Below are 26,381 nucleotides of genomic sequence, written 5' to 3'. Positions count from 1 at the left end.
TGCGCGCAGATTTTACCCCGCAAAGACCCCGGCAGCCACGCCCCGCACGCCGCTATCGACCTCGAACAGCGCGCCGTCGTATGCGCTATCCGGCAAACCGGTCGCGGCCGAGGTCACGAACATGCGGTCGAGGTCCGGCCCGGCAAAGGCGATGTTGGTAATGCGCTGCGCGGGCAGGGGGATCGTCCGCTCGAGCGTTCCGTCGGGCGCGAAGCGGCTGATCCGCGCGCCGTCCCAGTGCGCGACCCACAGATATCCTTCTGCATCGCAGGTCATTCCGTCGGGATAGCCGTCGCCTTCCTCGAACTTCAGGAACACTTCCTTGCCCGAGGGCAGGCCGTTTTCGTCGAGCGCAAAGCGATAGGTCGTGCGCCGCGCCGTGTCGGAGTGGTAGAGCCAGCGCCCGCAAGGCGAGAATGCAGGGCCGTTGGGCACCATGTAGTCGCTGTCCATGACCGCGCAGGTGCCGTCGGGCGCGAGGCGATAGAGCGAGCCGCGTGCGTGTTCCTCGGCCATGTCCATGGTCCCGCACCAGATCGCGCCATGGCGATCGGCCTTGCCGTCGTTCATGCGGTTGCCGGGCAGGTCGGGCTCGGGATCGGAAATCGCGGTTACACCGAAGGGCTCGAGGACGAGGCGCTTGAAGCCGCTCTGGAAGCCGCCGACAAGCGTACCGGAAAGATCTTCCGCGACCCAGCCGAGCGGTTCGTCCAGCGCCCAGCGCCGGATCGTGCCATCGGCCAGGGTCATGCGATTGAGTGCGGGGGCGAGGATGTCGACCCAGTAGAGCGCCTGATCGCGCGCGCTCCACAAGGCGCCTTCGCCCAGCGTGTCGCGCTCTTCGCGCTCGATTTTGCGCCATGCGGTCATTGCGTCGCTCTCCCGGTGATCGTGCGGCCCCGTGTCGGGCCGGGCGCATCCCGTTGAGGGTCGGCGCACCGTTGTTCGTGTGAATTCGGAAAGGAAAACGGCCGGCCCTGCAGTGCTGCCAGGCCGGCCGTTAATCGATCAGTGGTTGTCGCGGGGCAGGCCGCGGGTCTGGTGGATCTGCTGGAACTTCTCGGTTCCCTCGAGGATCATGCCCGTGTTCATCTGCCCGACCATGGAGCGCTGGATTTCCTGCCATGGCGTCTGCGAGGCGGGGTAGGGATAGCCACCGCGCGCTTCGAGATCGGCCTTGCGCTGTGCCATCTCCTCGTCGGAGATCAGCACGTCGACGCGGCCCTTGCGCAGGTCCATGCGCACGCTGTCACCCGACTGGATCAGCGCAAGACCGCCCATCGCCGCCGCTTCGGGCGAGGCGTTGAGGATCGAGGGGCTGCCCGAAGTACCCGACTGGCGCCCGTCGCCGATGCACGGCAGCGCGCCCACGCCCTCGGTGATGAGGTAGCTGGGCGGGCGCATGTTGACGACTTCGGCAGCGCCGGGATAGCCGATCGGGCCTGCGCCGCGCATGAACAGCAGCGTGTCGGTGGTGATGCCGACCGACGGATCGTCGATACGCGCGTGGTAGTCCTCGGGACCGTCGAAGACCACGGCTGGGCCTTCGAAGGCTTCCGGATCGTCGGGGTTCGAGAGATAGCGAGCACGGAACTCGTCCGAGATCACCGAGGTCTTCATGATCGCCTGGTCGAACAGGTTGCCGGTCATGACGATGAAGCCTGCCTCGGCCTTGAGCGGCTGGTCGAACGGCTTGATGACGTTCTCGTCCTCGATCGTCGCATCGCGGCAGTTGTCGCCGATGGTCTGGCCGTTGACGGTCATCGCGCCCTCGTTGATGAGCCCCTGGCCCATCAGCTGTGCGACAACCGCAGGCACGCCGCCCGCATGGTAGTAATCCTCGCCGAGGTATTCACCGGCGGGCTGCAGGTTCACCAGCAGCGGGATCTTGTGGCCCTTGTCCTCCCAGTCGGTGAGCGGGAGCTCGACGCCGATGTGGCGGGCGAGGGCAGCGAGGTGGATCGGCGCGTTGGTCGAACCGCCGATGGCCGAGTTGACGCGGATCGCGTTGTGGAAGGCGTCGAGCGTCAGGATGTCCGAAGGCTTGAGGTCCTCGTGCACCATGTCGACGATGCGCTTGCCGGTGCGCCATGCGCATTCCTGGCGATCACGGTAAGGCGCGGGGATCGCGGCCGAGCCGGGCAGCGACATTCCCAGCGCCTCGGTCAGCGAGTTCATCGTCGTCGCCGTGCCCATGGTGTTGCAGTAGCCGGTCGAGGGCGCCGAGGAGGCGACGAGCTTGATGAAGCCCTCGTCATCGAGCTTGCCCGCGGCGAGCAGTTCGCGCGCCTTCCACACGATCGTGCCCGAACCGGTGCGCTCGCCCTTGTGCCAGCCGTTGAGCATCGGGCCGACCGAAAGCGCGATCGCCGGGATGTTGACGGTGGCAGCGGCCATGAGGGCGGCCGGCGTGGTCTTGTCGCAGCCGATGGTCAGCACGACGCCGTCGAGCGGGTAGCCGTACATGAGCTCGACGAGGCCGAGGTAGGCCAGGTTGCGGTCGAGCGCGGCGCCCGGGCGCTTGCCGGTTTCCTGGATCGGGTGGACCGGGAATTCCATTGGAATGCCGCCGGCCTCGCGGATGCCTTCGCGCACGCGCTCGGCCAGCACCAGGTGGTGGCGGTTGCAGGGCGACAGGTCGCTGCCCGACTGGGCGATACCGATGATCGGCTTGCCCGAGCGCAGTTCCTCGAGGCTGATGCCGAAGTTGAGGTAACGCTCGAGGTAGAGCGCGGTCATGTCGATGTTGGCAGGGTTGTCGAACCAGGCACGCGAGCGCAGCTTGGGCTTGGGAGTATCAGTCATGGTCAGTTGCCTTGATCAACGCTCGACCGACACGCGGTAGACCATGACATGCCGGTAGGGCTTGCCGGGATCGACGCGGGCCGAGACGAAGTTGGAGTGGTTGGGAGCATCCGGGAATTTCTGGGGTTCAAGCGCGATGCCGTCGCCCATACGGTAAAGGTGGCCCTGCTTGCCGATATAAGTGCCGTCGAGGAAGTTGCCAGCGTAGACCTGCAGGCCCGGTTCGGTGGTCAGCACTTCGAGCACGCGGCCCGATTCAGGGTCGGCGAGCGTCGCGGCCAGTTCGGGCTTCTTGGTCAGGCCCTTGTCGAGCGCGAAGTTGTGGTCGACGCCGCGGCCGTAGACGATCTGCTGGTCGGTGCCGTCGCGCAGGCCCTCGTGCATCGCCTTGCCGGCGCGGAAGTCGAACGGGGTGCCCTCGACAGGCGCAAGCTCGCCGGTCGGGATCAGCGTCGCGCTCACCGGGGTATAGTGGCTGGCCGGGACCTTCAGCACGTTGTCCATCGCGCCTTGCGGCGCACCTTCGCCCGCCATGTTGAAGATGGCGTGGTTGGTCATGTTGATGATGGTCGGCTTGTCGGTGGTCGCGTCGAACACGATCTGCAACGCGCCGTTCTCGTCGAGCGAATAGGTGACGCGCGCCTTGACCGTGCCGGGGTAGCCCGAATCGCCATCGGGGCTGGTCAGGGTGAACACCGCGCTCGCGACCGGGCCCGACTTGACCTTCTCGACCGTCCAGTTCTGCACGTCGAAGCCCTTGCCGCCGCCGTGCAGCGACTGGCCGTGATCGTTGCCGGGCAGGGTGTAGGTCTTGCCGTCGAGCGAGAACGTCGCGTTGCCGATGCGGTTGGCATAGCGGCCTACCGTCGCGCCCCAGTAATTGGGCTTGTCCTTGTAGGACTGGATGTCGTCGTAGCCCAGCGTGATGTCGGCCACCTTGCCTTCGCGATCGGGCGCCATGAACTTCCACAAGGTCGCGCCGAACGAGAGGATCGTCGCCGAGACGCCGTTCTCGGCGGTGAGGGTCACGGATTCGACCTGAGTGCCGTCATCGAGCGCGCCCGCGCTGGCGCGGGTCGCCTCGGCGGCGACTGCCGGAGTCGCAGGGAGCAGGGCGAGGCCCAGCAGTGCCGGGGCCGCGATCGAAGTCACGCCCGAGCGCGCGAAAGTCTTGGCTGAAATCTTCACTTATCCTCGCTCCCGATACTCTATAACCATTGCGCGGCCCATTGACGAAGCCGATGGGCGCATATAGTCCGACAAATAGATAGAGTGCAAGCCGGATCGCTGCTGTCGTGCCGGCATTTGATAACGAGAGGATGGACATGCCCAGCCTGGGATCTTCCACTAATACGCCTGCGTCGGTCGCGCAGGAACCCGGCGTGCGCTACGGCCCCGCGCTGAGCCTGCTTGCAAGCCTGTTCTTCATGTGGGGCTTCATCACCGTCATCAACAATACGCTGCTGCCGCATCTGCGCAGCGTGTTCGAGCTGAACTACACGCAGACCACGCTGATCGAGTCGGTCTGGTTCATCGCCTACTTCGTCGCCTCGATCCCTTCGGCCAAGCTGATCGAGAAGGTCGGCTACAAGAAGTCGCTGGTGATCGGCCTGCTGACGATGGCTGCCGGTGCGCTGGGCATGATGCTGGCCGCGACGATCCCTTCCTACGGGGTCACGCTGGTCATGCTCTTCGTCATCGCCAGCGGCATCACCCTGCTGCAGGTGGCGGCAAACCCCTACGTTGCGGTCTGCGGCAAGCCCGAGACGGCGTCCTCGCGCCTCAATCTGGTACAGGCGATGAACTCGGCGGGCACTATGCTCGCGCCGATGTTCGGCGCCTACCTGATCCTGGGTCGCTCCAAGGGCGGCACGGCCGAGGCCGGTACGGTCCTGACCCAGGCCGAGCGCATGGCCGACGCACAGTCGGTGATCCTGCCCTATGCACTGGTCGCCGGTGTGCTGGTGATCCTCGCCGTGGTCATCGCGAAGTTCCCGCTGCCCTCGATGCAGTCGCAGAATGAAGGCGCAAAGGAAAAGCGTAGCCGCATCATCAATCCCGAGCTGTTCAAGCACCGCAACCTGGTGTTCGGCATCCCGGCAATCTTCATCTATCTCATCGCCGAGATCGGCGTGGGCAACCTGTTCATCAACTTCGTCAGCCGTCCCGACATTGGCAACATGTCGCTCGAGCAGGCAGGCCACTACCTGACCTTCCTGTGGGGCGGCATGATGGTCGGTCGTTTCGTCGGCTCGGCGATCATGCAGCGCTTCGATGCCGCGCACGTGCTCGCCGTTTTCGCGATCGGCGCGTTCATCACCATGATCGTAACGACCTTCTCCTCGGGTCATACCGCGATGTGGGCGCTGATCCTGGTCGGACTTTTCCACTCGATCATGTTCCCGACGATCTTCACGCTGGGCATCAAGGGCCTCGGCCCGCTGACCGAGGAGGCCTCGGGCCTGCTGGTCATGGCGATTGCCGGTGGCGCGCTGGTCTTCGTGCAGGGCTGGATCGCGGACTCCTACGACCTGCAGACTTCGTTCCTGCTGACTGCGGCCTGCGAGCTCTACGTCCTGTTCTATGCGCTGTGGGGTTCCAAGCCCACGCACGCCGAGCCCGACGTGGTCGCCGAGGCTGCTCCGGCCGAGTAGGGAGGGCAACCGGGAGGGCGGTCGGCGACCCTCTCCCGGACACGCAAAGGAAAGGCCCCGGAAGAGCGATCTTCCGGGGCCTTTCCCTTGTCCGGCTTGCCGGTGCGCCTCGTTGGTTAGGCTTCGTCGGTAAAGCCTCGTCGCTCAGGCCGCGTCGGGCTGGGCCATGGCGCTGCGGGTATCGTCGAGCGCAAGGTCGACGAGTACGTTCATCGCCTCGGCTGCCGCGGCCTCGTCGCCGGCGGCGATCGCGTCATAGACGCGCACGTGGTCGGGGATCGGGTTGCGTGGAAGGTCGCGGGCGCGCTGTTTGAACTGGGTCGTCCAGTTCACCGCCGCACCGATGGAGGCGCTGAGCACCATCAGCGCATCGTTGCGCGTGGCTTGCAGGATCGCATTGTGGAAATCGCGGTCGGCGGCGCGCCCCGCTTCGGTGGTGAGGGTGTGGCGGCGCATGGCGGTGAGCGCCTCGCGCATCGTCTTGAGGTCGTCCTTGTCGCGCCGACGCGCGGCAAAGCGAGCGGCGGCGGGTTCGACGATGGCGCGCAGTTCGAACAAGGAGCGCACGAAATCGATGTCGGGTTCGCCCGCGAATGCCCAGCCCAGAACCTCGGGGTCGAGCAGGTTCCAGCGGTCGCGGGGCAGAACGCGGGTTCCCGCCTTGGGGCGGCTGGCGACGAGGCCCTTGGCCGTCAGTACCTGGATCGCCTCGCGATAGGCGCTGCGCGAAACCTTCAGTTCCTCGGCAAAGGCGACCTCGCCTGACAAAACATCTCCGGGTGCATACTTGCCGGATAATATATCCGTACCCAGCTTGTGCACGATCGCTCCGTGAAGGCGTCGGCCCGGACCGCGGGGAGAGCCCGCCGGTTTGCTTGCGTCGTCCTGAGCGCTCGCGTCATCTTGTTTCAATTTTTCACCCGTTGCCACTGAAAGTGTCACCTCCAATCTCCACCGTACACACCTGAGGTGGATGAAGGAACGACAAACATTGCGTTTCCGAACCGCTCGCAATATGTCGGAGTAAATAGGAGAGTTCTTTATGACCGAATTTCGTTCCGTAGCAGCCGCCAGCGGCGAAGCTTACGGCGATGCCTTCGCCGTTCACGGCCCCGAAGATGTGGCCAAGGCCTGCGCTGCAGCGGCAGCCGCCTTCGACACCTATCGCGCGACCGACCGCGAGACGCGTGCCGCCTTCCTCGAGCGAATCGCCGACGAGATCCAGGCCCTGGGCGAGCCGCTGTTCGAAGCCTACATGACCGAGAGCGGTCTGCCGCGCGGTCGCGCCGAAGGTGAATGCGGCCGTACCTGCGGCCAGCTGCGCATGTTCGCAGGCGTCGTGCGCAAGGGCCAGTGGCTGCAGATGCGCATCGATCCCGCGATGCCCGACCGCGCCCCGCTGCCGCGCCCCGATCTGCGCCTGCGCATGATCCCGGTCGGCCCGGTCGCCGTGTTCGGTGCCTCGAACTTCCCGCTCGCATTTTCGACCGCGGGCGGTGACACCGCCTCGGCGCTCGCCGCCGGTTGCCCGGTCGTCGTCAAGGGCCACCCCGCGCACCCGATCACCGGCAGCATGATTGCCCAGGCGATCAGCAAGGCGGTTGCCGACTCGGGTCTGCCCGAGGGCGTCTTCCAGCACCTCGTCGGTCCCTCGAACGAGCTGGGCGCTGCGCTGGTCCAGAACCCCAACATCATGGCGGTCGGCTTCACCGGCTCGCGTGCGGGCGGTCTTGCCCTCACCAAGCTGGCGCAGGCCCGTGAAGTGCCGATCCCGGTCTACGCCGAGATGTCGGCGGTGAACCCGGTCCTGCTGCTTCCCGAGGCGCTCAAGGCGCGCGGCGAGGCCCTGGGCAACGCCTTCGTCGGTTCGCTGTGCATGAGCGCCGGCCAGTTCTGCACCAACCCCGGCCTCGTTCTCGCCATCGAGGGCGAAGGGCTCGACGCGTTCCTCGCCGCTGCCGGCGGCGCCGTGAGCGAAGCCAAGCCGCAGACCATGCTGACCACCGGCATCGCCGCGGCCTATGCCAAGGGCGTCGAGAAGCTCTCGGCTGCACCGGGCATCGAGCAGGTCGCCAAGGGCGAAGAAGGCACCCGCACCACCGGCGGCGCCGTACTGTTCAAGGCTACTGCCGAGCAGTTCCTCGCCGACAAGGCGCTGGGCGAAGAGGTCTTCGGTGCCTCCTCGGTCGTCGTCGTGTGCAAGGACGAGGCGGAGCTCAAGACCGTCCTCGAGGGGCTGGAAGGCCAGCTCACCGCCACGCTGCACATGGACGAGGCCGACGAGGCGCTCGCCTCGCGCGTCCTGCCCGTGCTCGAGCGCAAGGTCGGTCGCATCCTCGCCAACGGCTGGCCCACCGGCGTCGAAGTGTGCCACGCGATGGTCCACGGCGGTCCGTTCCCCTCGACCACCGATCCGCGCTCGACCTCGGTCGGCAGCCTCGCGATCGACCGCTTCCTGCGTCCGGTCAGCTACCAGAACCTCGCGCAGGGCCTGCTTCCGCCCGAACTGCGCGACGATGCCAAGGGTGACGGTGCGCCGCGCCTGATCGACGGCACTCTGACCCTCAACTAAACCCATATCCTCAACCCGCGGCGTGTCCCCCCGATAAGAAGACACGCCGCGGCAGGGAGAGACACCGATGACCTACCTTCGCCTGCTTCAGCATCGCGCCGCCGATGGCGCACGTTCCGTTATCCTGGCCCAGGGCGATGCCGCCCACGTGCTTCCCGGCGTCACCTCGGTGCGCGAACTTGCGCTGCGCGCCATCGACGAGGGCAAGACCCTCTCGCAGGTGGCCAAGGACTGCGGCGAAGGCGCCGCGATCGACATCGCGGCCGAACTGGCGGCAGGTACGATCATCGCCCCTGTCGACCACGAGGACCCGGCGCACCTGCTGATGACCGGCACCGGCCTTACTCACCTCGGCTCGGCCGAAGGGCGCAACAAGATGCACCAGGCCGCTGCTTCGGGCGAGAACGTCACCGACTCGATGCGCATGTTCCTGGAAGGCCTCGAGGGCGGCAAGCCCGCCGCTGGCACCGAAGGCCAGCAGCCTGAGTGGTTCTACAAGGGCGACGGCTCGCAGCTCGTCGGTCCCGGCGAGACGCTGACCATGCCCGCTTTCGCCAAGGACGGCGGCGAGGAGCCCGAGCTCGCGGGCATCTACATCATCGGCAACGATGGCCAGCCCTACCGCCTCGGCCTCGCGCTCGCCAACGAGTTTTCCGACCACGTGACCGAGCGTCACAACTACCTCTGGCTCGCACACTCCAAGCTGCGCGAGGCCGCGCTCGGCCCCGAGCTGCTGATCGGCGACGTGCCCGAGAAGATCGAGGGCATGAGCAAGATCCTGCGCGACGGCGAAGTGCTCTGGGAAAAGCCGTTCCTCTCGGGCGAGGGCAACATGTCGCACTCGTTCGCCAATCTCGAGCATCACCATTTCAAGTACGCGCTGTTTCGTCGCCCGGGCGACCTGCACGTGCACTTCTTCGGCACCGCCACGCTCTCGTGCACCGATGGCATCGAGACCCGCGAAGGCGACGTCTTCGAGATCAGCGCGGCGCCTTTCACGCTGCCCGTCAGCAATCCGCTGGCACGCGACGCGGCCGGTGAGGCGGTCACCACGGTCAAGGTGCTCTGAGCCATGGACCCGATCCGCATCGGCATCGTCGGTCTCGGCAAGATTGCCCGTGACCAGCACATTCCCGCCATTCGCGGCAACGGCAACTTCGACATTGCCGCGACCGTCAGCCCGCATTCGCCGCCGATGGACGGCATCGCTCACTTCGCGACGCTCGAGGACCTGATCGAGAACGGTCCGGCGGTCGACGCGGTGGCGCTGTGCACCCCGCCGCAGGTGCGCTACGACATCGCCGTCACTGCGCTCAAGACCGGCATGCACGTGTTCCTCGAGAAGCCGCCGGGCGCCACGCTCGCCGAAGTCGAGGCTCTGAAGGACCGCGCGGACAAGGTTGGCACGACGCTGTTCGCCTCGTGGCACTCGCGCTTTGCCGCCGGTGTTGCCCCGGCGCGCGCCTGGCTTTCCGAGCGCACCGTCAAGAGCGCCAAGATCATCTGGCGCGAGGACGTGCGAGTGTGGCATCCGGGCCAGGACTGGATCTGGGAGCCGGGTGGCCTCGGCGTATTCGATCCGGGCATCAACGCCCTCTCGATCATCACCCACATCCTGCCGCGCCCGATCTTCCTCAAGGACGCGACGCTGAGTCTTCCGGCCAACCGCGCAGCGCCGATCGCGGCGGACATCGCGTTCCAGGATACGGCGGGTGCTCCGGTCCACATGGACCTCGACTGGCGCCAGACCGGTCCGCAGAGCTGGGACATCATCGTCGAGACCGATGCGGGCGAGCTCAAGCTTTCCAGCGGCGGCGCGGTGATCACCACCCCGCGTGGCACCGAGCATAACGAAGACCTCGAATACGCAGGGCTTTACGCGCGCTTCGCCAACCTCATCCGGGGCGGGCGCAGCGATGTCGACGTTGCCCCGCTGCGGCTCGTCGCCGATGCATTCCTGCGTGGCCGCCGCGAAGCGGTCGAAGAATTCCACGATTGATATTCCCGGGGAGGGGAGAGCACATGTTCAAGACGTTACGCTACGCCGCCACGCTGATGCTGGGGGCGAGCGCCCTTGCTGCGGGCGCCGCCCACGCCGATACCGACGGCCAGCCCACGAGCGCCACGATCCACGCCGACAAGCCCGGCGCGGTCTACGACAAGGACATCTTCACCCAGTTTGCCGAGCATCTGGGTGAGGGCATCTACGGCGGCCTGTGGGTCGGCAAGGACAGCAAGATCCCGAACACCAACGGTTTCCGCAACGACGTCGTCGGCGCGCTGCGCGACCTCTCGGTGCCGGTGATCCGCTGGCCGGGCGGCTGCTTCGCCGACGAGTACCACTGGCGCGAGGGTGTCGGCCCGCAGAAGAAGCGTCCGGTCAAGGTCAACACCCACTGGGGCGGCGTGACCGAACCCAACACCGTGGGCACCCACGAGTTCTTCGAGCTGGTGCGCCAGGTCGGATCGGAAGCCTATGTCGCGGGCAACGTCGGCAACGGCAGCCCGCGCGAGATGGCCGAGTGGATCGAGTACATGACCGCGCCGGCAGGTTCGCTGGCCGACGAGCGTGCAGAAAACGGCCACAAGGACCCGTGGAAGGTCAAGTACTTCGGCGTCGGCAACGAGCTGTGGGGCTGCGGTGGCAACATGCGTCCCGAATATGCCGCCGACGTGACGCGCCGCTACTCGACCTTCATCAAGCCGCCTGCGGGGACCAAGATCCTCAAGGTCGCGGCAGGTGCCAACGTCGAGGACTACAACTGGACCGAGCAGATGATGCGCATTGCCGCACCGATGCTCGACGGTGTCTCGCTGCACTACTACGTCCATCCCGCGGGCGGCTGGCCGCCGCGCGCCGAACCGGTCGATTTCGACGAGAGCGGCTGGGCCGATGCGCTGCACGAGGCATGGCGCATGGACGAGCTGATCACCAAGCACGCGGCGATCATGGACAAGTACGATCCCGAGAAGCGCCTGTTCCTCGCGGTCGACGAATGGGGCGCATGGTACAAGCAGGACCCGGGCACGCACCCCGGCTTCCTGCGCCAGCAGAACACCATGCGTGACGCCCTGATCGCGGCGATCAATCTCGACATCTTCGCCAAGCACGCCGACCGCGTGCGCATGACCGCCATCGCGCAGATGGTGAACGTGCTCCAGGCGATGATCTTCACCGAGGGCAGCAAGATGGTGCTGACCCCGACCTATCACGTCTTCGAGATGTACAAGCCCTGGCAGGACGCGACCGTGCTGCCGCTCGACATCGACACGCCGTGGTACGCCAAGGGCAAGTACACGCTGCCCGCTGTCAGCGGTTCTGCGGTAAAGGGCAAGGACGGCAAGGTCCACGTCGGCCTTTCCAATGCCGATCCCGAGCAGACCAACACCGTCACCATCGCGCTTGACGGGATGGATGCGGGCTCGGTCACGGGTCGGATCCTGACCGCGCCGGCGATCAACTCGCACAACACCTTCGACGATCCCGATGCGGTCAAGCCCGCAGCATTCTCGGGCGCGCGGATCGAGGGTGGCAAGCTTGTCGTGACGCTTCCGGCCAAGTCGGTCGTGGTGCTCGAACTGCAATGAGCAAGGCCCGCGTCTTCGGCGATTGGGGAACGACCCGCCTCAGGCTCTACCGGGCCGAGGGCGGGGCCGTGACCGACCGCGCGAGCGGTCCCGGCGCGCTCTCGGGCGAAGCCGGGGCAGTGCTTGGCGAAAGGCTCGCACCCTGGATCGCCGAAGGCGGGGTCGAAGCGGTGACTCTGTGCGGGATGGCTGGGGCCAAGGGCGGCCTCGTCGATGCAGGCTACGTGGCCTGCCCGGCGAGCCGCGAGGCCTGGCTCTCGGCGCCGACGCGTACACAGGTTGCCGACGTCGAAGTCAGCGTCCTTCCCGGTGTTTGCACCGGGGGCGATGGCGTCGGCGAGGTGCCCGACGTGATGCGCGGTGAGGAGACGCAGGTCTTCGGAGCCATGGCTCTCATCCCCGAGCTTGCGAGCGGGCGGCACCTCGTCGTGCTGCCCGGCACGCACTGCAAGTGGGTCGAGCTGGTCGATGGCGCGATCACCGGCTTTCGCACCTATCCCACCGGAGAGCTCTTCGCGCTGCTCACCGGGCACTCGACGCTCGGCGGGCCGGAAGTCGCGGGCGAAGGCACTTTCGACGAAGGCTTCGCACGCGGTCTCGAACGCTGCGGCGAGCCGCTCGGTGCAAGCCTGTTCGAGGCACGCGCCGCGCGCATCGTGCAGGGGCGCTCGAGCGAGTGGTCGCGCGGGTACCTCTCCGGGCTGCTTGTCGGCGGCGAGGTTACGGCGCAGGATGACAGGCATGGCCCTGTATACCTGATCGGCGATGCCACGATCTCGGCGCTCTATCGCCGGGCGCTGGAGGCCAGCGGTATCGCGGTGACCATGATCGACGGCGACGAGGCCGTCCTTGCAGGCCTCCGGCAGGCCAGTGGAGTTACAGCATGAAGATCGATGAAGTCCTCGCCAGCGGGGCCAAGCCCATCGTCGCGATCCTGCGCGGGGTCGAGACGCACGAGGTCGTCGCCATCGGCGAGGCGCTCGTCGAAGCGGGCATCCGCCTGATCGAGGTGCCGTTCAATTCACCCGATCCGGCAGGTTCGATCGCAGCGCTTCAGGCAGCGCTCGGTGACCGGGCGGCCATCGGCGGCGGCACCGTGATCGGCACCGATCTGGCAGAAGCACTCGCCGGGGCGGGGGGCACCTTCATGGTCTCTCCCAATATCGACGCTGCGGTTATCGCCCGCTCGATCGAGCTTGGCATGGACGTCCTGCCCGGGTTTCTGACGCCGACCGAGGCCTTTGCCGCCATCGCGGCTGGCGCGCGCAATCTCAAGGTGTTTCCCGGCTCGGTGCTGGGCGCAGGCTACATCAAGGCCATTGGCGATGTCCTGCCGAAGGATTGCCGCCTGTGGGCCGTGGGCGGTGTCGGGCCGGCCAACCTGGCTGAATACCGCGCGGCAGGCGTGTTCGGCATCGGCGTGGGCGGCAGCCTCTATCGTCCGGGCGACAGTGCCGAGACGGTCGGCGCCAAGGCACGCGACCTCGTCGCGGCCTGGGCCTGAGCGGAAGGATGCGGGCCATGACGCTGCGTTTCGGCATCGCTGCCCTGAGCCTCGCGCTCGCGGCGCTTCCGCTTGGCGCGCAGGCGCAGGAAAGCGCCGCTCAGCCCACGCTCAACAGCCAGCTTTCGGGCGATCTCATCGTCCATGACCCGGTGATCATCCGCGAGGCAGACACCTACTACGTCTTCAGCACGGTTGGCCGCTACATCGGGATCAAGACCTCGAAGGATCTCAAGACCTGGAAAGATGCAGGTGCGGTCTTCGATGAAATCCCGGCATGGGCCAAGGAGAAGATCCCCGGCACCGAGGGCATCTGGGCACCCGATATCTCATATGTAAATGGTCAGTACCGCCTCTATTACTCGGTCTCGACCTTCGGCTCGAACCGCTCGGCCATCGGCCTTGCGACCAGCCCGACGCTCGATCCTGCCTCCCCGGACTATCATTGGACCGACCATGGCTATGTCGTCGGCTCGACGCCCGAGAGCGATTTCAACGCCATCGATCCCAACCTGATCGTCGATGACAAGGGACGCCAGTGGCTTTCGCTCGGCAGCTTCTGGACCGGGATCAAGCTCTTCGCGCTCGATCCCGAAACGGGCAAGCCCCGGCCCGGCGCCAAGCCGCATTCGATCGCGCGCCGCCCCGCGCCTGCGGGCGGCCCGGCTCCGGTAGAGGCGCCGTTCATCGTCGCGCACGGGGGCTGGTACTACCTGCTGGTCTCCTACGACTACTGCTGCAAGGGCGTGAACAGCACCTATTACACCGTCATGGGGCGCTCGCGTGCAGTGACCGGGCCCTATCTCGGCAAGGACGGCAGCACGCTGATGCAAGGCGGCGGGAGTATCCTGCTGCGTGCGGACCTGCAGGAGAAGGAACGCTTTCGCGGTCCCGGCCACGTTGGTGCCTTCACCGACGAGGACGGCACCACCTACCTCGTCTACCACGCCTACGACCGGGAAAACAACGGCGCGCCCACGCTGCGCATTGCCCCGCTCGAATGGGGCGCGGACGGCTGGCCGGTGGCCCGCTACTGATTACCCACCGGCGGGCGTCCCGGTCCCCCGGCCGGGGCGCCCGCCAAACTTCCGATCATTTCCCGGCGAGGCATGGGAAGGGCGGGAGCTGCCGAAATTGCATCGGAGAGGACAAGATGAACTTTACCGTTTCGCGCCGTACTTTCGCCGCCGGGGCCGCGCTCCTGCCGATGGCCTGCACCAGCGCCGGACGCTCGGTCATGGGGCCGGCCAGCGCCGTTGCCGCCGTGCCCGGTCCGGTCAATCCGCTCGTCAAGAACCGCGCCGATGCGCAGGTCTTCCTTAATGACGACGGCTACTACTACATGACCGGCTCGGTGCCCGAGTACGATCGCCTGGTACTGCGCCGCGCGAAGACTATCGCCGGGCTCGCCACCGCCGAGGAACGCGTGCTGTGGCGGCACGAGGAAAGCGGCCCGCTCTCGGGCTTCATCTGGGCGCCCGAAATGAGCCGGATCGATGGCAAGTGGTACGTGCATTTCGCGGCCGGTCCTTCGGGCGGCGGCGAGGATGTCTTCCGCATCCGCACGTATGCCGTTGCCTGCGACGGGCCCGACCCGATGACCGGAAACTGGACCACTCTGGGCGAATTCAAGGCGCCGTGGGACAGCTTCAATCTCGATTCCAAGGTCTTCATCCACCGCGGCATCCGCTATTTCACCTGGGCGCAGCGCGAGCCGGGCATCGAGACCAATTCGAACCTCTACATCGCGAAGATGACCGGACCGCTCACCGTGGGACCGGCGACGCGCCTTTCGGTGCCGACTCTCGACTGGGAGATCCGCGGCTTCAAGGTCAACGAGGGCGCGGCGGTCATCGAGAACGCCGGCAAGCTGTTCATGACCTACTCGGCCAGCGCGACCGACGATCGCTATTGCCTCGGCCTGCTCAGCATCGATGCCGAGGCCGACCTGCTCGATGCCGCGAACTGGACCAAGTCGCAGGTCCCCGTCTTCCAGACCTGCATCGAGACTTCGGTCTACGGGCCCGGGCATAATGACTTCACCGTGGACGAGCAGGGCCGCCCGATGCTCGTCTATCACGGGCGCGACTACAAGGAGATCGAGGGCGACCCGCTGTTCAATCCCGATCGCCACACCCGCGTCCAGCGGCTCTACTTCGCCGCCGACGGCACGCCCGATTTCGGTGTCCCGGTCGGCAACGGCCCGCTGCCCGAGCGCTACTACAGCCCGGCAACCGGCGGCGCGTTCCTTGCGCACGAAGGGGACAAGCTGGTCTGCGGTTCGCTGCCCTTGCCCCAGACCCAGATCCGCGCCTGGCCGATGGAGGATGGCAGCGTCCGCCTCTCGCCGATCCTGACGCGCGACAAGTGCATCGTTGCGGGCGCAGATGGGGCCCTGGGCCTTGCGCCTCTGACCGAGGCCGGGCTCGCGGGAGGCGCCGACCGCTTCCGGCGCGTTGCTGTCCGGGGCGGGGTACGCATCGAGTCGGTTTCACGGCCCGGCATGGCGATCGCCGCCACGGGAGCGGTTCCCGGGCTCGTCTCGTCGAGCGACCCGCGTTGCATCTGGGCAACAGATTGACATAATCAAGTCAGACTAGATTCGCTGAAATCTGTATTCCAGGGGCTCTTGCGGCGCGCAGCTGTCAGGGGCCCTTGGTCTTATTGGTCGGCTTGCGAAAATTTTGCTTGCAAGAAATAACTCCGACAAATAATCAGCCCCTTGCACAGGAGGCACGGTATAGACCGGCCATATTTTGGGAGGGTTGATCATGGCGTTCAGGCCAATCGCATTCACCACTGCATCCGTTCTCGCGCTCAGTCTCGCCAGCGTTGCACAGGCGCAGGACGCTTCGAGCGCAGCGCAGGACGACGCTGCAGCCGAACCGACGATCGAGGAAATCATCGTCACCGGCGTCAAGGCGTCGATCGTCGGCTCGCTCAACAGCCGCAAGAACAACATCCAGATCGTCGACTCGATCGTTGCCGAAGACGTCGGCAAGCTGCCGGACAACAACGTTGTCGAGGCGCTCCAGCGCGTTACCGGTATCCAGGTCACCGATCGTGCTGGCGGTGAGACTTCGGCGATCACGATCCGTGGTCTTTCCGATCCCGTAACCACTTGGAATGGCCGCAACATCTTCACCGCGGCCGGGACTTCGTTCGCGCTGCAGGACATTTCGGCGAACCTCGTGCGCAAGGTCGACGTCTACAAGACGCGCTCTGCCGATCAGCTCGAATTCGGTCTTGCCGGCCAGATTGACGTCGCGACCCGTCGCCCGCTCGACTTCGACGGTTTCACCATTTCCGGGCTTGCCCGCGGCATCTACAGCGAGATGGCCGACGAGATTAATCCCAATGCGGCACTGCTCGTAGCCGACCGCTGGGACACCGGTATCGGTGAGATCGGCGTGCTCGTGAATGCCAGCTACACGCGCTACAACTACCGCAATCAGAACGTACAGTCCGGCGCGCTCGTACCGTTCGCTACGGAGAACCCGCCCTCGGGTACCTGGCTGACGCCGCTCCAGCGCATTTTCCCCAATACCGATCCCAGCAATCCGTACTGGACGCCCGGCCTCAACGCCGGTCTTCCGACCGAGCCGGGCTCGACCCTCAACATCGACGGCGTCGAGGTTCCTTACTACCTCTCGCGTGACGCGGTGATCAGCTCTGACCTTTACGGCAAGCGTGAGCGTCCCTCGGTCAATGCCGCCCTGCAGTGGGCGCCCAATGACCGTTCGACCTACACCGCAGAGTTCTTCTACAGCGGCTTCAGGGGCAACACCTCCAACTCGCTGCTGTTCAGCTTTGCCGACTGGTGGGGCAGCCTCGGAGACAATCCGGGCGACACCTTCGAGCTTTACGACGGTACCAACGTCATCAAGTCGCGCACGATGGGCGATGTGGCCGGCTTCAACAGTGCCGACTATGCGACCAACCGGACCGACAGCTATGTTTATGCGTTGAATGCCGACTGGGACGTGGGCGATCGCGGCAAGATCGTCGCCGACCTGACCTATCAGGATTCCAAGAACGAGACTTCGTTCTTCGCGATGCGCACCAATCGTGGCCCGCTCGACCTCGATGTCGATTTCAACGCTGGTGGTGGCATTCCCTCCTACAGCTTCGGCACGCCCGAAGTGCTGACCGATCCCAATGCCTGGACCGTGGGCGATCTCTTCGACAACGGAACCAAGGGAACCGGCAGCGCCTGGACCTTCATGCTCGATGGTTCGAACGAGTGGGATTCAGGCTTCCTGCGCCGCATCAAGGCGGGTTTCCGCTTCGACAGCCGCAAGGCATCGACCTTCGTGCGCGAGCAGAGTGCCGGAGCGATCGGTGGCACGCTCGCAGCCCTGGGCGACCAGTATGTCTATACCAATGGCGGCTTCTTCGACGGCCAGGCGGATGTGCCGACCAGCTGGGTTCTGCCTGACGGCAAGGCGATCTACGACAACGCCGACGCGATCCGCTCGCTTTACCAGGCCACCAATCCGAACCTGCTGCTGTCCGACCAGATGAGCTTCGACAAGGTCTTCGGGATCAAGGAGGTCACCACATCGGCCTACCTGCTCGCCGATGGCCAGATCGACATCTTCGGCCGTCCGCTGATGGTCGAGGGTGGTGCCCGTCTCGTGGCGATCGACACCGACTACAGCTACTTCGATCGTTATGCAGGCCTTGCGCGGACCGACGTCTCGACCGGACAGCTCAAGCTGCTGCCCAGTTTCACCGCGCGTTACGAGATCACGCCGAACCTGCGCGTGCGTTTCAACTACGGCGAGACGCTGCGCCGTCCGGCATTCGGCGATCTCAACCCGAACGTCTCGCTCACGGGTGACCTCTCGGGGCTCGGCTTCGGCACCGGCAGCGCAGGCAACGCAGACCTGCGCGCCACGACTTCGAAGAACTATGACGTCGCTGTCGAATGGTATTTCGAGCGCAACAGTGCGATCTACGTGACCGCCTTCCGCCGCGAGATCGAGGGCCTCGTGGTTCCGCTGACGACGCTTGAGTACATCCCGGACAATCCGATCCAGGGCAGCACGGCGACTGACTACTTCCAGGTAACTCGCCCCAGCAATGCCTCGGACGGCGTGCTCAAGGGCGTGGAAATCGGCCTGACCTACTTCCCGAGCTATCTGCCGAGCATTCTCGACGGTCTCGGCTTCCAGGGCAGTGCGACGATCCTCGACTCCGAGCAGACGATCCCGGATACCGACACGGATGGGAACATTACCTATTCGAAGTCGGACTTCTTCGCGGTGTCGAAGTTCTCGTACAACGCCACGCTGGCTTACCAGCGCGGTCCGGTTGGTGCGCGCCTGTCGTATGTCTGGCGCAAGGGCTTCCTCAACAACAACGAGGCACGTGCCTTCGCCAACCCGATCGGCATGTGGCGCCGTCCTGAGAGCAGCCTCGACCTGCAGCTCACTCTCAATGCCACCGACGATATCGCGGTGACCTTCGATGCGGTGAACCTGACCAAGTCGAAGCAGCAGAACTACTACAAGTACGGTGCTGCCGGCGGCGCCGACCTGATGAACTCGAGCACCCTGCTCCTCGACCGTACCTTTGCGGTTGGCGTGCGCTTCAAGTTCGACTGATACCGAAAACCCGGAGCGGCGTGCCTTTGCCATTCGGCGCGCCGTTCCGGACACCCGGCCGCATTCCGGAGCAAACCTCTCTCTCTCCCAACCGCTCCGGGATGCGGCCGCGGCCTGTCCGGGCCGCAGATGGCAGCACGCGAAGAGGAGCAGACATGGCACGGCGCAGTATCCGGCAAATCCCCCGCAAGAGGCTTCTGGCGAGGGTTCTCGCCGGAGCCGCGCTGATCGCGGTCTCTCCGCTTCTCGTCGCGGCGACTTTTGCGCCCGGCGATGCCGCGCCGCCCAGTGCGAGCGAAGCGGCGACGGGCAACCTGTTCGACCATGACGCTATCGCCCGCGCCCGCTTCGGCAACGATGCGCCCTGGTACCAGGACCGCATCCCCTATTTCGAGAGCGCCGACCCGAAGCTCGACGCGGTCTGGTATTACCGCTGGTCGATCTATCGCGCTCACCAGCGCGACCTTGGCGACAAGGGTTACGTCACCACCGAGTTCGCCGATGACGTGGGCTGGCAGCGTGAACCCTATGCCAGCCTCAACGATGCGAGCGGCTTCCACATCGCCGAAGGGCGCTGGCTCAACGACCGTCGCTTCGTCAGCGACTACATCGACTTCATGTACGAGGGCGGCAACGACCGCCACTTCACCGACCACATGGCGGACTCGACTTGGGGGCGCTATCTCGTCGACGGCGACAAGGCGGCGGTCGAGAAGCACCTGAAGGTCATGCGCCACATCTACGGATTGTGGGAAGACCACTTCGAATTCACCAAGGGTCTCTACTGGGCCGAGCCGCTGCTCGATGCGACCGAGTACACCGTGTCCTCGATCGACGCCTCGGGTGGCAAGGACGGGTTCGGAGGCGGCTATGCCTTCCGTCCTTCGGTCAACAGCTACATGATCGGCAATGCTCGCGCGATTTCGAAGATCGCGGCGATGACCGGTGACGAGGCCCTCTCGAACGAATTCGCCGACAAGGCACAGGTGCTGCAAAAGCGCATGCTCGAAGCCTTGTGGAACCCCAAGCTTGCCCACTTCACCGACCGTTTCCGCGTCGACAACGAATTCGTGAAATACTGGGAGCCGATCCGCAATCGCGAGCTGGTCGGCTACCTGCCCTGGATGTTCGACGCGGTGCCCGACGATCCCAAGTTCGCGGCCGCCTGGGCGCACCTGCTCGATCCCGCCTCGCTGGCGGGTGAGGCCGGTATGCGCACGGTCGAGGCGAACTACGAATACTACATGCGCCAGTACCGCTATCTCGGCGACGCGCCCGAGTGCCAGTGGAACGGGCCGATCTGGCCCTACCAGACCACACAGGTGCTGACCGGCATGGCGAACCTGCTCGATCACTACGACAACACGGGGCCCGTGACGCGCAGCGACTACATGCGCCTGCTGCGTCAGTATGCGCAGCTGCATTATCAGGGTGACAAGCTCGACCTCGAAGAGGACTACTACCCCGATACGGGCCGTCCCATCGTCGGGCTCGACCGCAGTCACCACTATTTCCATTCGGGCTTCATCGACCTCGTCATGACCGGGCTGGTCGGCATCCGCCCGCGTGCTGACGACGTGCTCGAGGTCAACCCGCTGTTGCCCGAGGCCGGCGATGCACAGGCGCTCGACTGGTTCCGCGTCGAGGACGTGCCCTATCACGGCCACAAGGTCGCGGTGACCTGGGACCGCGAGGGCACGCACTACCGACGCGGGGCAGGCCTGACCATCGAGGTCGACGGCAGGCAGGTCGCGCATCGCGGCGACCTCGGGCGCCTCACGGTGCCGCTCGAACGCAAGGCCAATGCGCCGATCGAGCGCGAGACGAACCACGCAGTGCAGCTGGTACGCGGCGAATATCCGATGGCCTCGGCCTCGTCGGCCAACGATGCGGAAAACCTGCACGACGGCATCGACGGGCGGCTCTGGTTCTATCCCGAACTGCCCAACGGCTGGACTTCGGAACGCTCGTCCACGCGTCAGTGGTACGCGGTCGATTTCGGCAAGCCGGTCGCGCTCGACGGGGTGCGGATCGGTTTCTTCGAGGACGGCGCGACCATTGCCGCGCCGCGCAGTCTCGTCGTCGAGGGCTGGCGCGACGGGCGCTGGAGCAAGCTTGGCGAGGCAGTGCCCGTCGCCAACGGTATTACCAGCGTGTCCTGGCCGCGCGATCGCTTCGAGAAGGTGCGCGCGGTGATGCAGCCCGGCAAGGGCAAGGCGATCCGCATCGCCGAGCTCAAGGCTTTCAGCACGGACTGACCACGCGCGACCTCACGGATGCGCGGGGTCAGATCTCGGCGCTGACGCGTGTCGGCGGTGCTTCGAGGCTGCTGCCATCGAGGCCCAGCAAGCGCAGGCTCGCAAGCGGCGCCGAGGGGAAGTAGGCGTGCAGGAAGCTGGCGACTAGCGAACCGTGCCGGTAGATGGCCTCGCCCGGGCGGTATTCGGGATAGCTGGCCCTGATCGCCGGTTCGAGCGAAGTGGCAAGCTCGGCATAGTGGAAGGTGTGGCCGCGCAGGCTCTCCTCCTCGCAGATCACTTCCTGCATGCCCAGGGCCGCGAGGCGGCGGCGCATGTGGGCATTGCCGGGCAGGATACCGGCCATTGCCGCGCTCTGGCCCCGCGCATCGGTGAGCATTTCGCAGCATAGCAACATGCCGCCGCATTCCGCGAGGATCGGTTTGCCTGTCGCGTGGTGGGTGCGCAGCGAGCCGATGAAGGCGGCATTGGTGGAGAGGCGCTCGAGGTGCAGCTCGGGATAGCCGCCGGGCAGCCAGAGCGTATCGCAGGGCGGTACCGGATCGTCAGCGAGTGGCGAGAAGAATGCGAGGCGCGCGCCCATCGCCTCGAGCATCTCTAAATTTGCCGGGTAGATGAAGCCGAGCGCTGCATCGCGCGCAATGGCGACGGTCTTGCCCTCAAGGACCGGGACTATTGGGTCACGCGGGGGAGGGGCGGGAAAGGCGACCGGCTCGGGCAGGCGCAAGGCGGCCTCGGGGAGCAGGTCGGCAAACAGGTCTAGCCGGGCGTCGATATCGCCGATCTCGCCCGCCTGCATGATCCCGAGATGCCGCTCGGGCAGGCTCGCCTCTTCGCTGCGCGGCAATGCGCCGAGCCAGCGGATGCCGCCGGGGACCGAGCTTTCGAGCATGGCGGCGTGGCGCTCGCTCCCCACCCGGTTGGCGAGGACCGCGCCCACCGAGACATCGCTGCGGTAGCTATCGAGCCCCTTGACGATGGCGCCGAAGGTCTGGGCCATGGCCGAGCCGTCGATCACCGCCAGCACGGGCAGGTCGAAGCGCGCGGCAAGGTCGGCGGCGCTGGGATCGCCGTCGAACAGGCCCATGACCCCCTCGACGAGGATCAGGTCGGCCTCGCAGGCGGCTTCGTGGAGCAGGGCGCGGCATCGCGCTTCGCCCAACATGAACAGGTCGAGCTGGTGGACCGGCGCGCCGCTGGCCGCCTCGAGCACCATCGGATCGAGGAAGTCGGGCCCGCACTTGAACACGCGCACGCGCCGCCCGGCCCTGCGATGCAGGCGGGCGAGCGCGGCGGTGACGGTGGTCTTGCCCTGCCCGGAGGCGGGCGCTGCCACCAGGAGAGCAGGACAGGAGGCGGGGGCCTTGCTCAAAGGTCGATGCCCTGCTGGGCGCGGACCCCGGCGCGGAAGGCGTGCTTCTCGTCGCGGATTGCGCTGACCGTGTCGGCCATCTCGATGAGATCGGCATGGGCGGCGCGGCCGGTGACGACGACGTGTTGCATCGCCGGCCTCTCGCGCAGCGCCTTGGTGACCTCGTCGAGGTCGAGGTAGCGGTAAGTGACGAGGTAGGTCAGCTCGTCGAGCACCACCAGCGCGATCTCGGGATCGGACAGGGCAGCCCTGGCCTTCTCCCAGCCTGCCTCGGCAGCGGCGATGTCGCGCGCGCGGTTCTGGGTCTCCCAAGTGAAGCCCTCGCCGCAGTTCTCCCAGGTCACTCCGGGCTGGCGCGAGAGGAAGGCGCGCTCACCCACATCCTGCTTGCCCTTGATGAACTGGAAGATCGCGACCTTGCGACCATAGCCGAGCATGCGCGCGACCATGCCGAAGGCGCTCGACGACTTGCCCTTGCCGTTGCCGGTGAGCACCAGCAGCAGGCCCTTGTCGACCTTGGCCGTGGCGATGCGGGCATCGACCACGGCCTTGTGCTTTTGCGTGCGCAGCTTGTGGCGACGCTCTTCCTCACTGAGACCGGCGAGTTCGTCGGTCTCGCTCATCGCGCCTTGCTCTGCGCAAAGGCGCGCGCGAGCGCCGGGCGTGCGGTGCGCACGAGCATCCACAGCGCGGCCGCGACGCCGGTCCACATCAGGCTGGAGGTCAGCGTCATCGGGAAATAGCGCGCGAGACGCGGCAGGAAGCCGGCGATCGTGGGTTCGGGGAAACGACCGGAGAAGGCGTAGAAGCCACCGCTCGAGCAAAGGTGCGACACGAAAGTCGCGGCTACAAGCGTGAACAGGGCGAGCGGGATCGAGGCGGCACGCTCGGGCAGCATGCGGACCTGGCGTCCGGCCACCCACATCACGCCATAGGCCGGGACGAGCATGAGGTAGGCGGGGGTGTAGCAGAAATCGGAGACGCCGAGCATGCCGATCGAGACCACGTCGATCCCCCAGCCCAGCGCGAAGAGCGCGGCAAAGGCCGAAGCGCGGCGCACGAAATAGCCGAGCACGAAATAGCTCGCCAGCGCGGTCGCGGGCAGGTGGACGACGTGGGTGAGGGCATGCGAGCGGGTCAGCAGCATGACCCCGGCAAGCGCGCCGAAGACGGCGAGCTGGAAACGCTCGGGGCGGATGCCCGGAGCAGCGGAGAGAGTATCGGTAGGACGGCTCATCAATCGGGTCCCTTTCAGATCGGGAAACGCAATGAGTCGCGCGTCCGTGCACGGCGGCACGAGACGGTGAGGGCATGGCCGGGAAGGCAGACAGTGACTTGCAACGGACTCCCCTCGACGCGACATTCGGCTGTCGTCCGTCAAGGGATTATCCCCAGTCCGCCCGGTGCATCCCGCCCGTGCGAAGGAACGACGGCATCGGGCCGGTTTCCTGACTTGCCGGTTCCTCGCGCGATCGCCGCCTTCTCAGGGAAACCCCAATGGCGAAATGGCGCCGCGCTCACCGGTTACAGTTGCGGGAGCAGTGCCGGCCAGCGCGGCTCAATGCCGCGGCCCGGACTTCCCGATTAAGCCCTTTCGGGCACCCGATACACTGGCCCGGATAGTCGAGCTTTCGTTTCGGCGCAAGCATATGCCACTTGCCTTGGGGCATACTGCACGATAGTTGCCCCTTTGCGACAGGTTCCCCGTGAGGGGATCAAAAGGGAACTCGGGTGAAAATCCCGGGCTGCCCCTGCAACTGTAAGCGGCGAGCCATCCGGCCATCACGCCATTGGGATCCATCACGGTCCCGAGAAGGCGGCCGGTACGGCGCTGACCCGTGAGCCAGGAGACCTGCCTGACGCGGTCGTTCTTCATCCGGGCAGGGTGCACCGGGTGTTCGAGGTCGCCTGCGCCAAGAAGCAGGCCACCCCTCGCGCAACGACAGCCACCGCCTTGCCGGGCGCAACCGGGCGAGGGGGCGCCGTGTCGTGTCCGCATTGCATGCGGGTTCCAGCACGAAGTCTCCCTTCGCCACGGGCATCCGGCGGGCACGAAGCCGTTTGCCTGAAGGGATCTTTTCGTGACCCGTTTGAATACCAAGCCCACGTTTGCCGCCTCCGTTTCCGCTGCTGCCTTCGCTCTTGCAGCGGTACCTGCCTTCGCCGAGGAAGAACCCGGCGAGATCGTCGTCTCGATCCTGCGCACCCCGGTCGAGAGCGAACGTGTCTCCGCCAGCGTGACCGTCCTCGACAGCGAGGAACTCGAAGCCGCGCAGCCGATCGCGCTGACCGACGTGCTGCTGCGCACGCCGGGCATCTCGATGTCGCGCAACGGTGGCTACGGCACCGCGACGACCTTGCGTATCCGCGGCGCCGATGGCGGGCAGAGCGTGATGGTGCTCGACGGCATGCGCCTGTCCGATGCCTCCTCGACGGCGGGTGGCTACGGTTATGCCAACCTGTTTCTCGACGATGCCGAGCGCGTCGAGATCCTGCGCGGGCCGCAGTCGATCCTGTGGGGCAGCGATGCCATCGGCGGTGTCGTCAACGTCACCACGCGCAAGCCCGTAGAGCCGCTCGAAGGCAGTTTCGCACTGGAGGCCGGCTCCAACCAGACCGTCTCGGCGCGGGGCGGGCTTGGCGGCACCAGCGATGCGATCGACTGGCGCATCTCTGGCTCGCGTTTCGCGACCGACGGCATCTCCGCACGTTCCAACGGCACCGAGGACGACGGATATTCGCGCAGCGCGGCAAGCGGCACGATAACCGCACGATTGGCACCGGACCTCTCGCTCGACCTGCGCGGATACTGGTCCGACAGCCGTAACGACTTCGACGGGTCCTCGGGCGATACCCTGAACTTCGGCACCACGCAGGAGTGGTCGGGCTATGCCGGGCTCAACTTCGCGCTGTTCGACGGGCGCCTCGTCAACCGGGTGGCGGTGCTGCAGACCGAGACCGACCGCGAAAACTTCGATCCCACGCGCTCGGTGCGCACGATCAGCTTCGATGCTCACGGGCGGGTGCGCCGCTTCGAGTACCAGGGCACGCTGACGCTGAGCGATGCGATCCAGGCGGTGTTCGGCGCGGAGCGCGAAGAACAGCGCATGACCACGGCCTCGCCGCGCGACAATGCCGATCCCTATACGCTTACACCCTACTCGGTGGACACAAACAGCGTCTATGCGCAGCTGCGCGTGACTCCCATCGACGGGCTCACGCTCAATGGCGGCCTGCGCCATGACGATCAGTCGCTGTTTGGCGGGAACACCGTGTTCAGCGCGGGTGGTGTCTATACGCCCAACGACGGCGCGAGCCTGATCCGCGCAAGCTACGACGAGGGTTACAAGGCGCCTTCGCTCTACCAGCTCTATTCCAGCTACGGCAACGCCGGGCTGGCGCCGGAGAAGGCCAAGGGCTGGGAGGTCGGCGTGGAGCAGGGGCTCGGCGAGATCTTGCGCGCCAGTGCCACCTGGTTCGAACGCGACACCGACAATCTCATCGACTTCGCCTATTGCCCGACGAGCGGGGCCCTGCCGGACGTGTGCTACGTGCCGGGTACGCAGGACACGCGCTTCGGGTATTACGCCAATACCAACCGCAGCCATGCCAAGGGGCTCGAACTGGGCGCCTCCGCTCGCTGGAACGTTCTCTTTGCTCAGGGCAACTACAGCTGGATCGAGGCCGAGGACCGCACGCCGGACGCCTCGACCTACGGTCGCCAGCTGGCCCGCGTTCCGCGCCACCTCGCCAACGTCGAGGGCGGTATCGAGCTCCCCGCGGGGCTGCGCGCCAGCGTTGCGGCGCGCTACTCGGGCGAGAGCTTCACCTCGGCGAGCAGCTCGGTCGTGCTCGAGGATTACTGGCTGATCGACTTGCGTGCGCAGTACCGGATCGCGCCGGCGCTCACGCTTTACGGGCGCGTCGAGAACCTTGCCGACAAGCGCTACGAGACCGCCAGTGGCTACGGCGCACTGGGCCGCACGGTCTACGTTGGCCTGCGGAGCCGGCTGTAATGA

Annotated in this window: 19 protein-coding genes and 2 riboswitches; of the genes, 12 read left to right on the top strand and 7 right to left on the bottom strand. The window is 66.1% G+C overall.

All coding sequences use genetic code 11. The annotated features are described in order from the left end of the window. Window positions 1–12: 12 nt before the first annotated feature. From I5E68_RS14405 to I5E68_RS14395, 3 genes are all read right to left on the bottom strand, one after another. Window positions 13–870 (bottom strand): SMP-30/gluconolactonase/LRE family protein, encoded by an 858-nt coding sequence (locus I5E68_RS14405; RefSeq protein ID WP_197165208.1) that lies wholly within the window; start codon window positions 868–870, stop codon window positions 13–15. Between the two features lie 138 nt (window positions 871–1,008). Further along, the gene (locus tag I5E68_RS14400; RefSeq protein WP_197165207.1) at window positions 1,009–2,805 is read right to left on the bottom strand and encodes an IlvD/Edd family dehydratase; all 1,797 of its coding nucleotides are present in this window, start codon (window positions 2,803–2,805) and stop codon (window positions 1,009–1,011) included. Between the two features lie 15 nt (window positions 2,806–2,820). Further along, window positions 2,821–3,957: an aldose epimerase family protein gene (locus I5E68_RS14395; RefSeq protein WP_370463777.1), complete on the bottom strand. Its 1,137-nt coding sequence runs from the start codon at window positions 3,955–3,957 to the stop codon at window positions 2,821–2,823. Between the two features lie 173 nt (window positions 3,958–4,130). On the opposite strand from I5E68_RS14395, the gene I5E68_RS14390 reads away from it, so the two are divergent. Beyond that, complete coding sequence (locus I5E68_RS14390; RefSeq protein WP_197165206.1) at window positions 4,131–5,459, top strand: sugar MFS transporter; 1,329 nt, start codon at window positions 4,131–4,133, stop codon at window positions 5,457–5,459. Between the two features lie 144 nt (window positions 5,460–5,603). Here the strand turns inward: I5E68_RS14390 and I5E68_RS14385 are convergent, their stop codons facing one another. After that, window positions 5,604–6,371, bottom strand: a complete 768-nt coding sequence (locus I5E68_RS14385; RefSeq protein ID WP_197165205.1) for a FadR/GntR family transcriptional regulator — start codon at window positions 6,369–6,371, stop codon at window positions 5,604–5,606. Between the two features lie 130 nt (window positions 6,372–6,501). Here I5E68_RS14385 and I5E68_RS14380 point away from each other — a divergent pair, with 130 nt between their 5' ends. The 10 genes from I5E68_RS14380 to I5E68_RS14335 all read left to right on the top strand — a co-directional run bounded on the left by I5E68_RS14380 (window position 6,502) and on the right by I5E68_RS14335 (window position 20,990). Then, window positions 6,502–8,031, top strand: coding sequence for an aldehyde dehydrogenase (NADP(+)) (locus I5E68_RS14380; RefSeq protein ID WP_197165204.1), 1,530 nt, complete (start codon window positions 6,502–6,504; stop codon window positions 8,029–8,031). Window positions 8,032–8,098: 67 nt separating this feature from the next. Further along, entirely contained in the window at window positions 8,099–9,100 is a 1,002-nt protein-coding gene (gene araD1, locus I5E68_RS14375) for an AraD1 family protein (protein WP_197165203.1), read from the top strand. A 3-nt stretch (window positions 9,101–9,103) separates the two neighbouring features. Further along, window positions 9,104–10,030: a Gfo/Idh/MocA family protein gene (locus I5E68_RS14370; protein ID WP_197165201.1), complete on the top strand. Its 927-nt coding sequence runs from the start codon at window positions 9,104–9,106 to the stop codon at window positions 10,028–10,030. Between the two features lie 23 nt (window positions 10,031–10,053). After that, a complete protein-coding gene (locus tag I5E68_RS14365) occupies window positions 10,054–11,619 on the top strand; it encodes an alpha-N-arabinofuranosidase (RefSeq protein WP_197165199.1) in 1,566 nt (521 codons plus the stop codon). Continuing rightward, the gene (locus tag I5E68_RS14360) at window positions 11,616–12,506 is read left to right on the top strand and encodes a 2-dehydro-3-deoxygalactonokinase (protein ID WP_197165197.1); all 891 of its coding nucleotides are present in this window, start codon (window positions 11,616–11,618) and stop codon (window positions 12,504–12,506) included. The genes I5E68_RS14365 and I5E68_RS14360 overlap by 4 nt, the downstream gene beginning before the upstream one ends. After that, window positions 12,503–13,123 (top strand): 2-dehydro-3-deoxy-6-phosphogalactonate aldolase, encoded by a 621-nt coding sequence (locus tag I5E68_RS14355; RefSeq protein ID WP_197165195.1) that lies wholly within the window; start codon window positions 12,503–12,505, stop codon window positions 13,121–13,123. The genes I5E68_RS14360 and I5E68_RS14355 overlap by 4 nt, the downstream gene beginning before the upstream one ends. Window positions 13,124–13,140: 17 nt before the next feature. Further along, a complete protein-coding gene (locus I5E68_RS14350; protein WP_370463767.1) occupies window positions 13,141–14,160 on the top strand; it encodes an arabinan endo-1,5-alpha-L-arabinosidase in 1,020 nt (339 codons plus the stop codon). 116 nt (window positions 14,161–14,276) lie between these two features. After that, entirely contained in the window at window positions 14,277–15,704 is a 1,428-nt protein-coding gene (locus I5E68_RS14345) for a glycoside hydrolase family 43 protein (protein WP_197165191.1), read from the top strand. A 190-nt stretch (window positions 15,705–15,894) separates the two neighbouring features. Continuing rightward, window positions 15,895–18,732: a TonB-dependent receptor gene (locus tag I5E68_RS14340; protein WP_197165188.1), complete on the top strand. Its 2,838-nt coding sequence runs from the start codon at window positions 15,895–15,897 to the stop codon at window positions 18,730–18,732. Between the two features lie 155 nt (window positions 18,733–18,887). Then, complete coding sequence (locus I5E68_RS14335; RefSeq protein WP_197165187.1) at window positions 18,888–20,990, top strand: discoidin domain-containing protein; 2,103 nt, start codon at window positions 18,888–18,890, stop codon at window positions 20,988–20,990. 28 nt (window positions 20,991–21,018) lie between these two features. On the opposite strand, the gene I5E68_RS14330 is transcribed toward I5E68_RS14335, so the two are convergent. The 3 genes from I5E68_RS14330 to I5E68_RS14320 are packed head-to-tail and all read right to left on the bottom strand — an operon-like array spanning window position 21,019 to window position 23,599. Next, entirely contained in the window at window positions 21,019–22,362 is a 1,344-nt protein-coding gene (locus I5E68_RS14330) for a cobyrinic acid a,c-diamide synthase CobB (RefSeq protein WP_197165186.1), read from the bottom strand. Then, entirely contained in the window at window positions 22,359–22,985 is a 627-nt protein-coding gene (cobO, locus tag I5E68_RS14325) for a cob(I)yrinic acid a,c-diamide adenosyltransferase (RefSeq protein ID WP_197165185.1), read from the bottom strand. Before cobO ends, I5E68_RS14330 begins: the two co-directional genes overlap by 4 nt. Then, entirely contained in the window at window positions 22,982–23,599 is a 618-nt protein-coding gene (locus I5E68_RS14320; RefSeq protein WP_197165184.1) for a hypothetical protein, read from the bottom strand. The genes cobO and I5E68_RS14320 overlap by 4 nt, the downstream gene beginning before the upstream one ends. A gap of 184 nt (window positions 23,600–23,783) precedes the next feature. Further along, a riboswitch (cobalamin riboswitch) is annotated at window positions 23,784–23,983 on the bottom strand. Window positions 23,984–24,042: 59 nt separating this feature from the next. After that, window positions 24,043–24,236: riboswitch (cobalamin riboswitch) on the top strand. 207 nt (window positions 24,237–24,443) lie between these two features. On the opposite strand from I5E68_RS14320, the gene I5E68_RS14315 reads away from it, so the two are divergent. Beyond that, window positions 24,444–26,378 carry a TonB-dependent receptor plug domain-containing protein gene (locus I5E68_RS14315; RefSeq protein WP_197165183.1) on the top strand — a complete coding sequence of 645 codons (1,935 nt, stop codon included), beginning with the start codon at window positions 24,444–24,446 and terminating at the stop codon, window positions 26,376–26,378. Window positions 26,379–26,381: the final 3 nt, after the last annotated feature.

The organism is Novosphingobium aureum (assembly GCF_015865035.1).
In the GTDB taxonomy this organism is placed as follows: Bacteria; Pseudomonadota; Alphaproteobacteria; order Sphingomonadales; family Sphingomonadaceae; genus Novosphingobium; species Novosphingobium aureum.
Note: the sequence above shows the minus strand (reverse complement) of the source record. Positions and strands in the feature narration are given on the sequence as shown.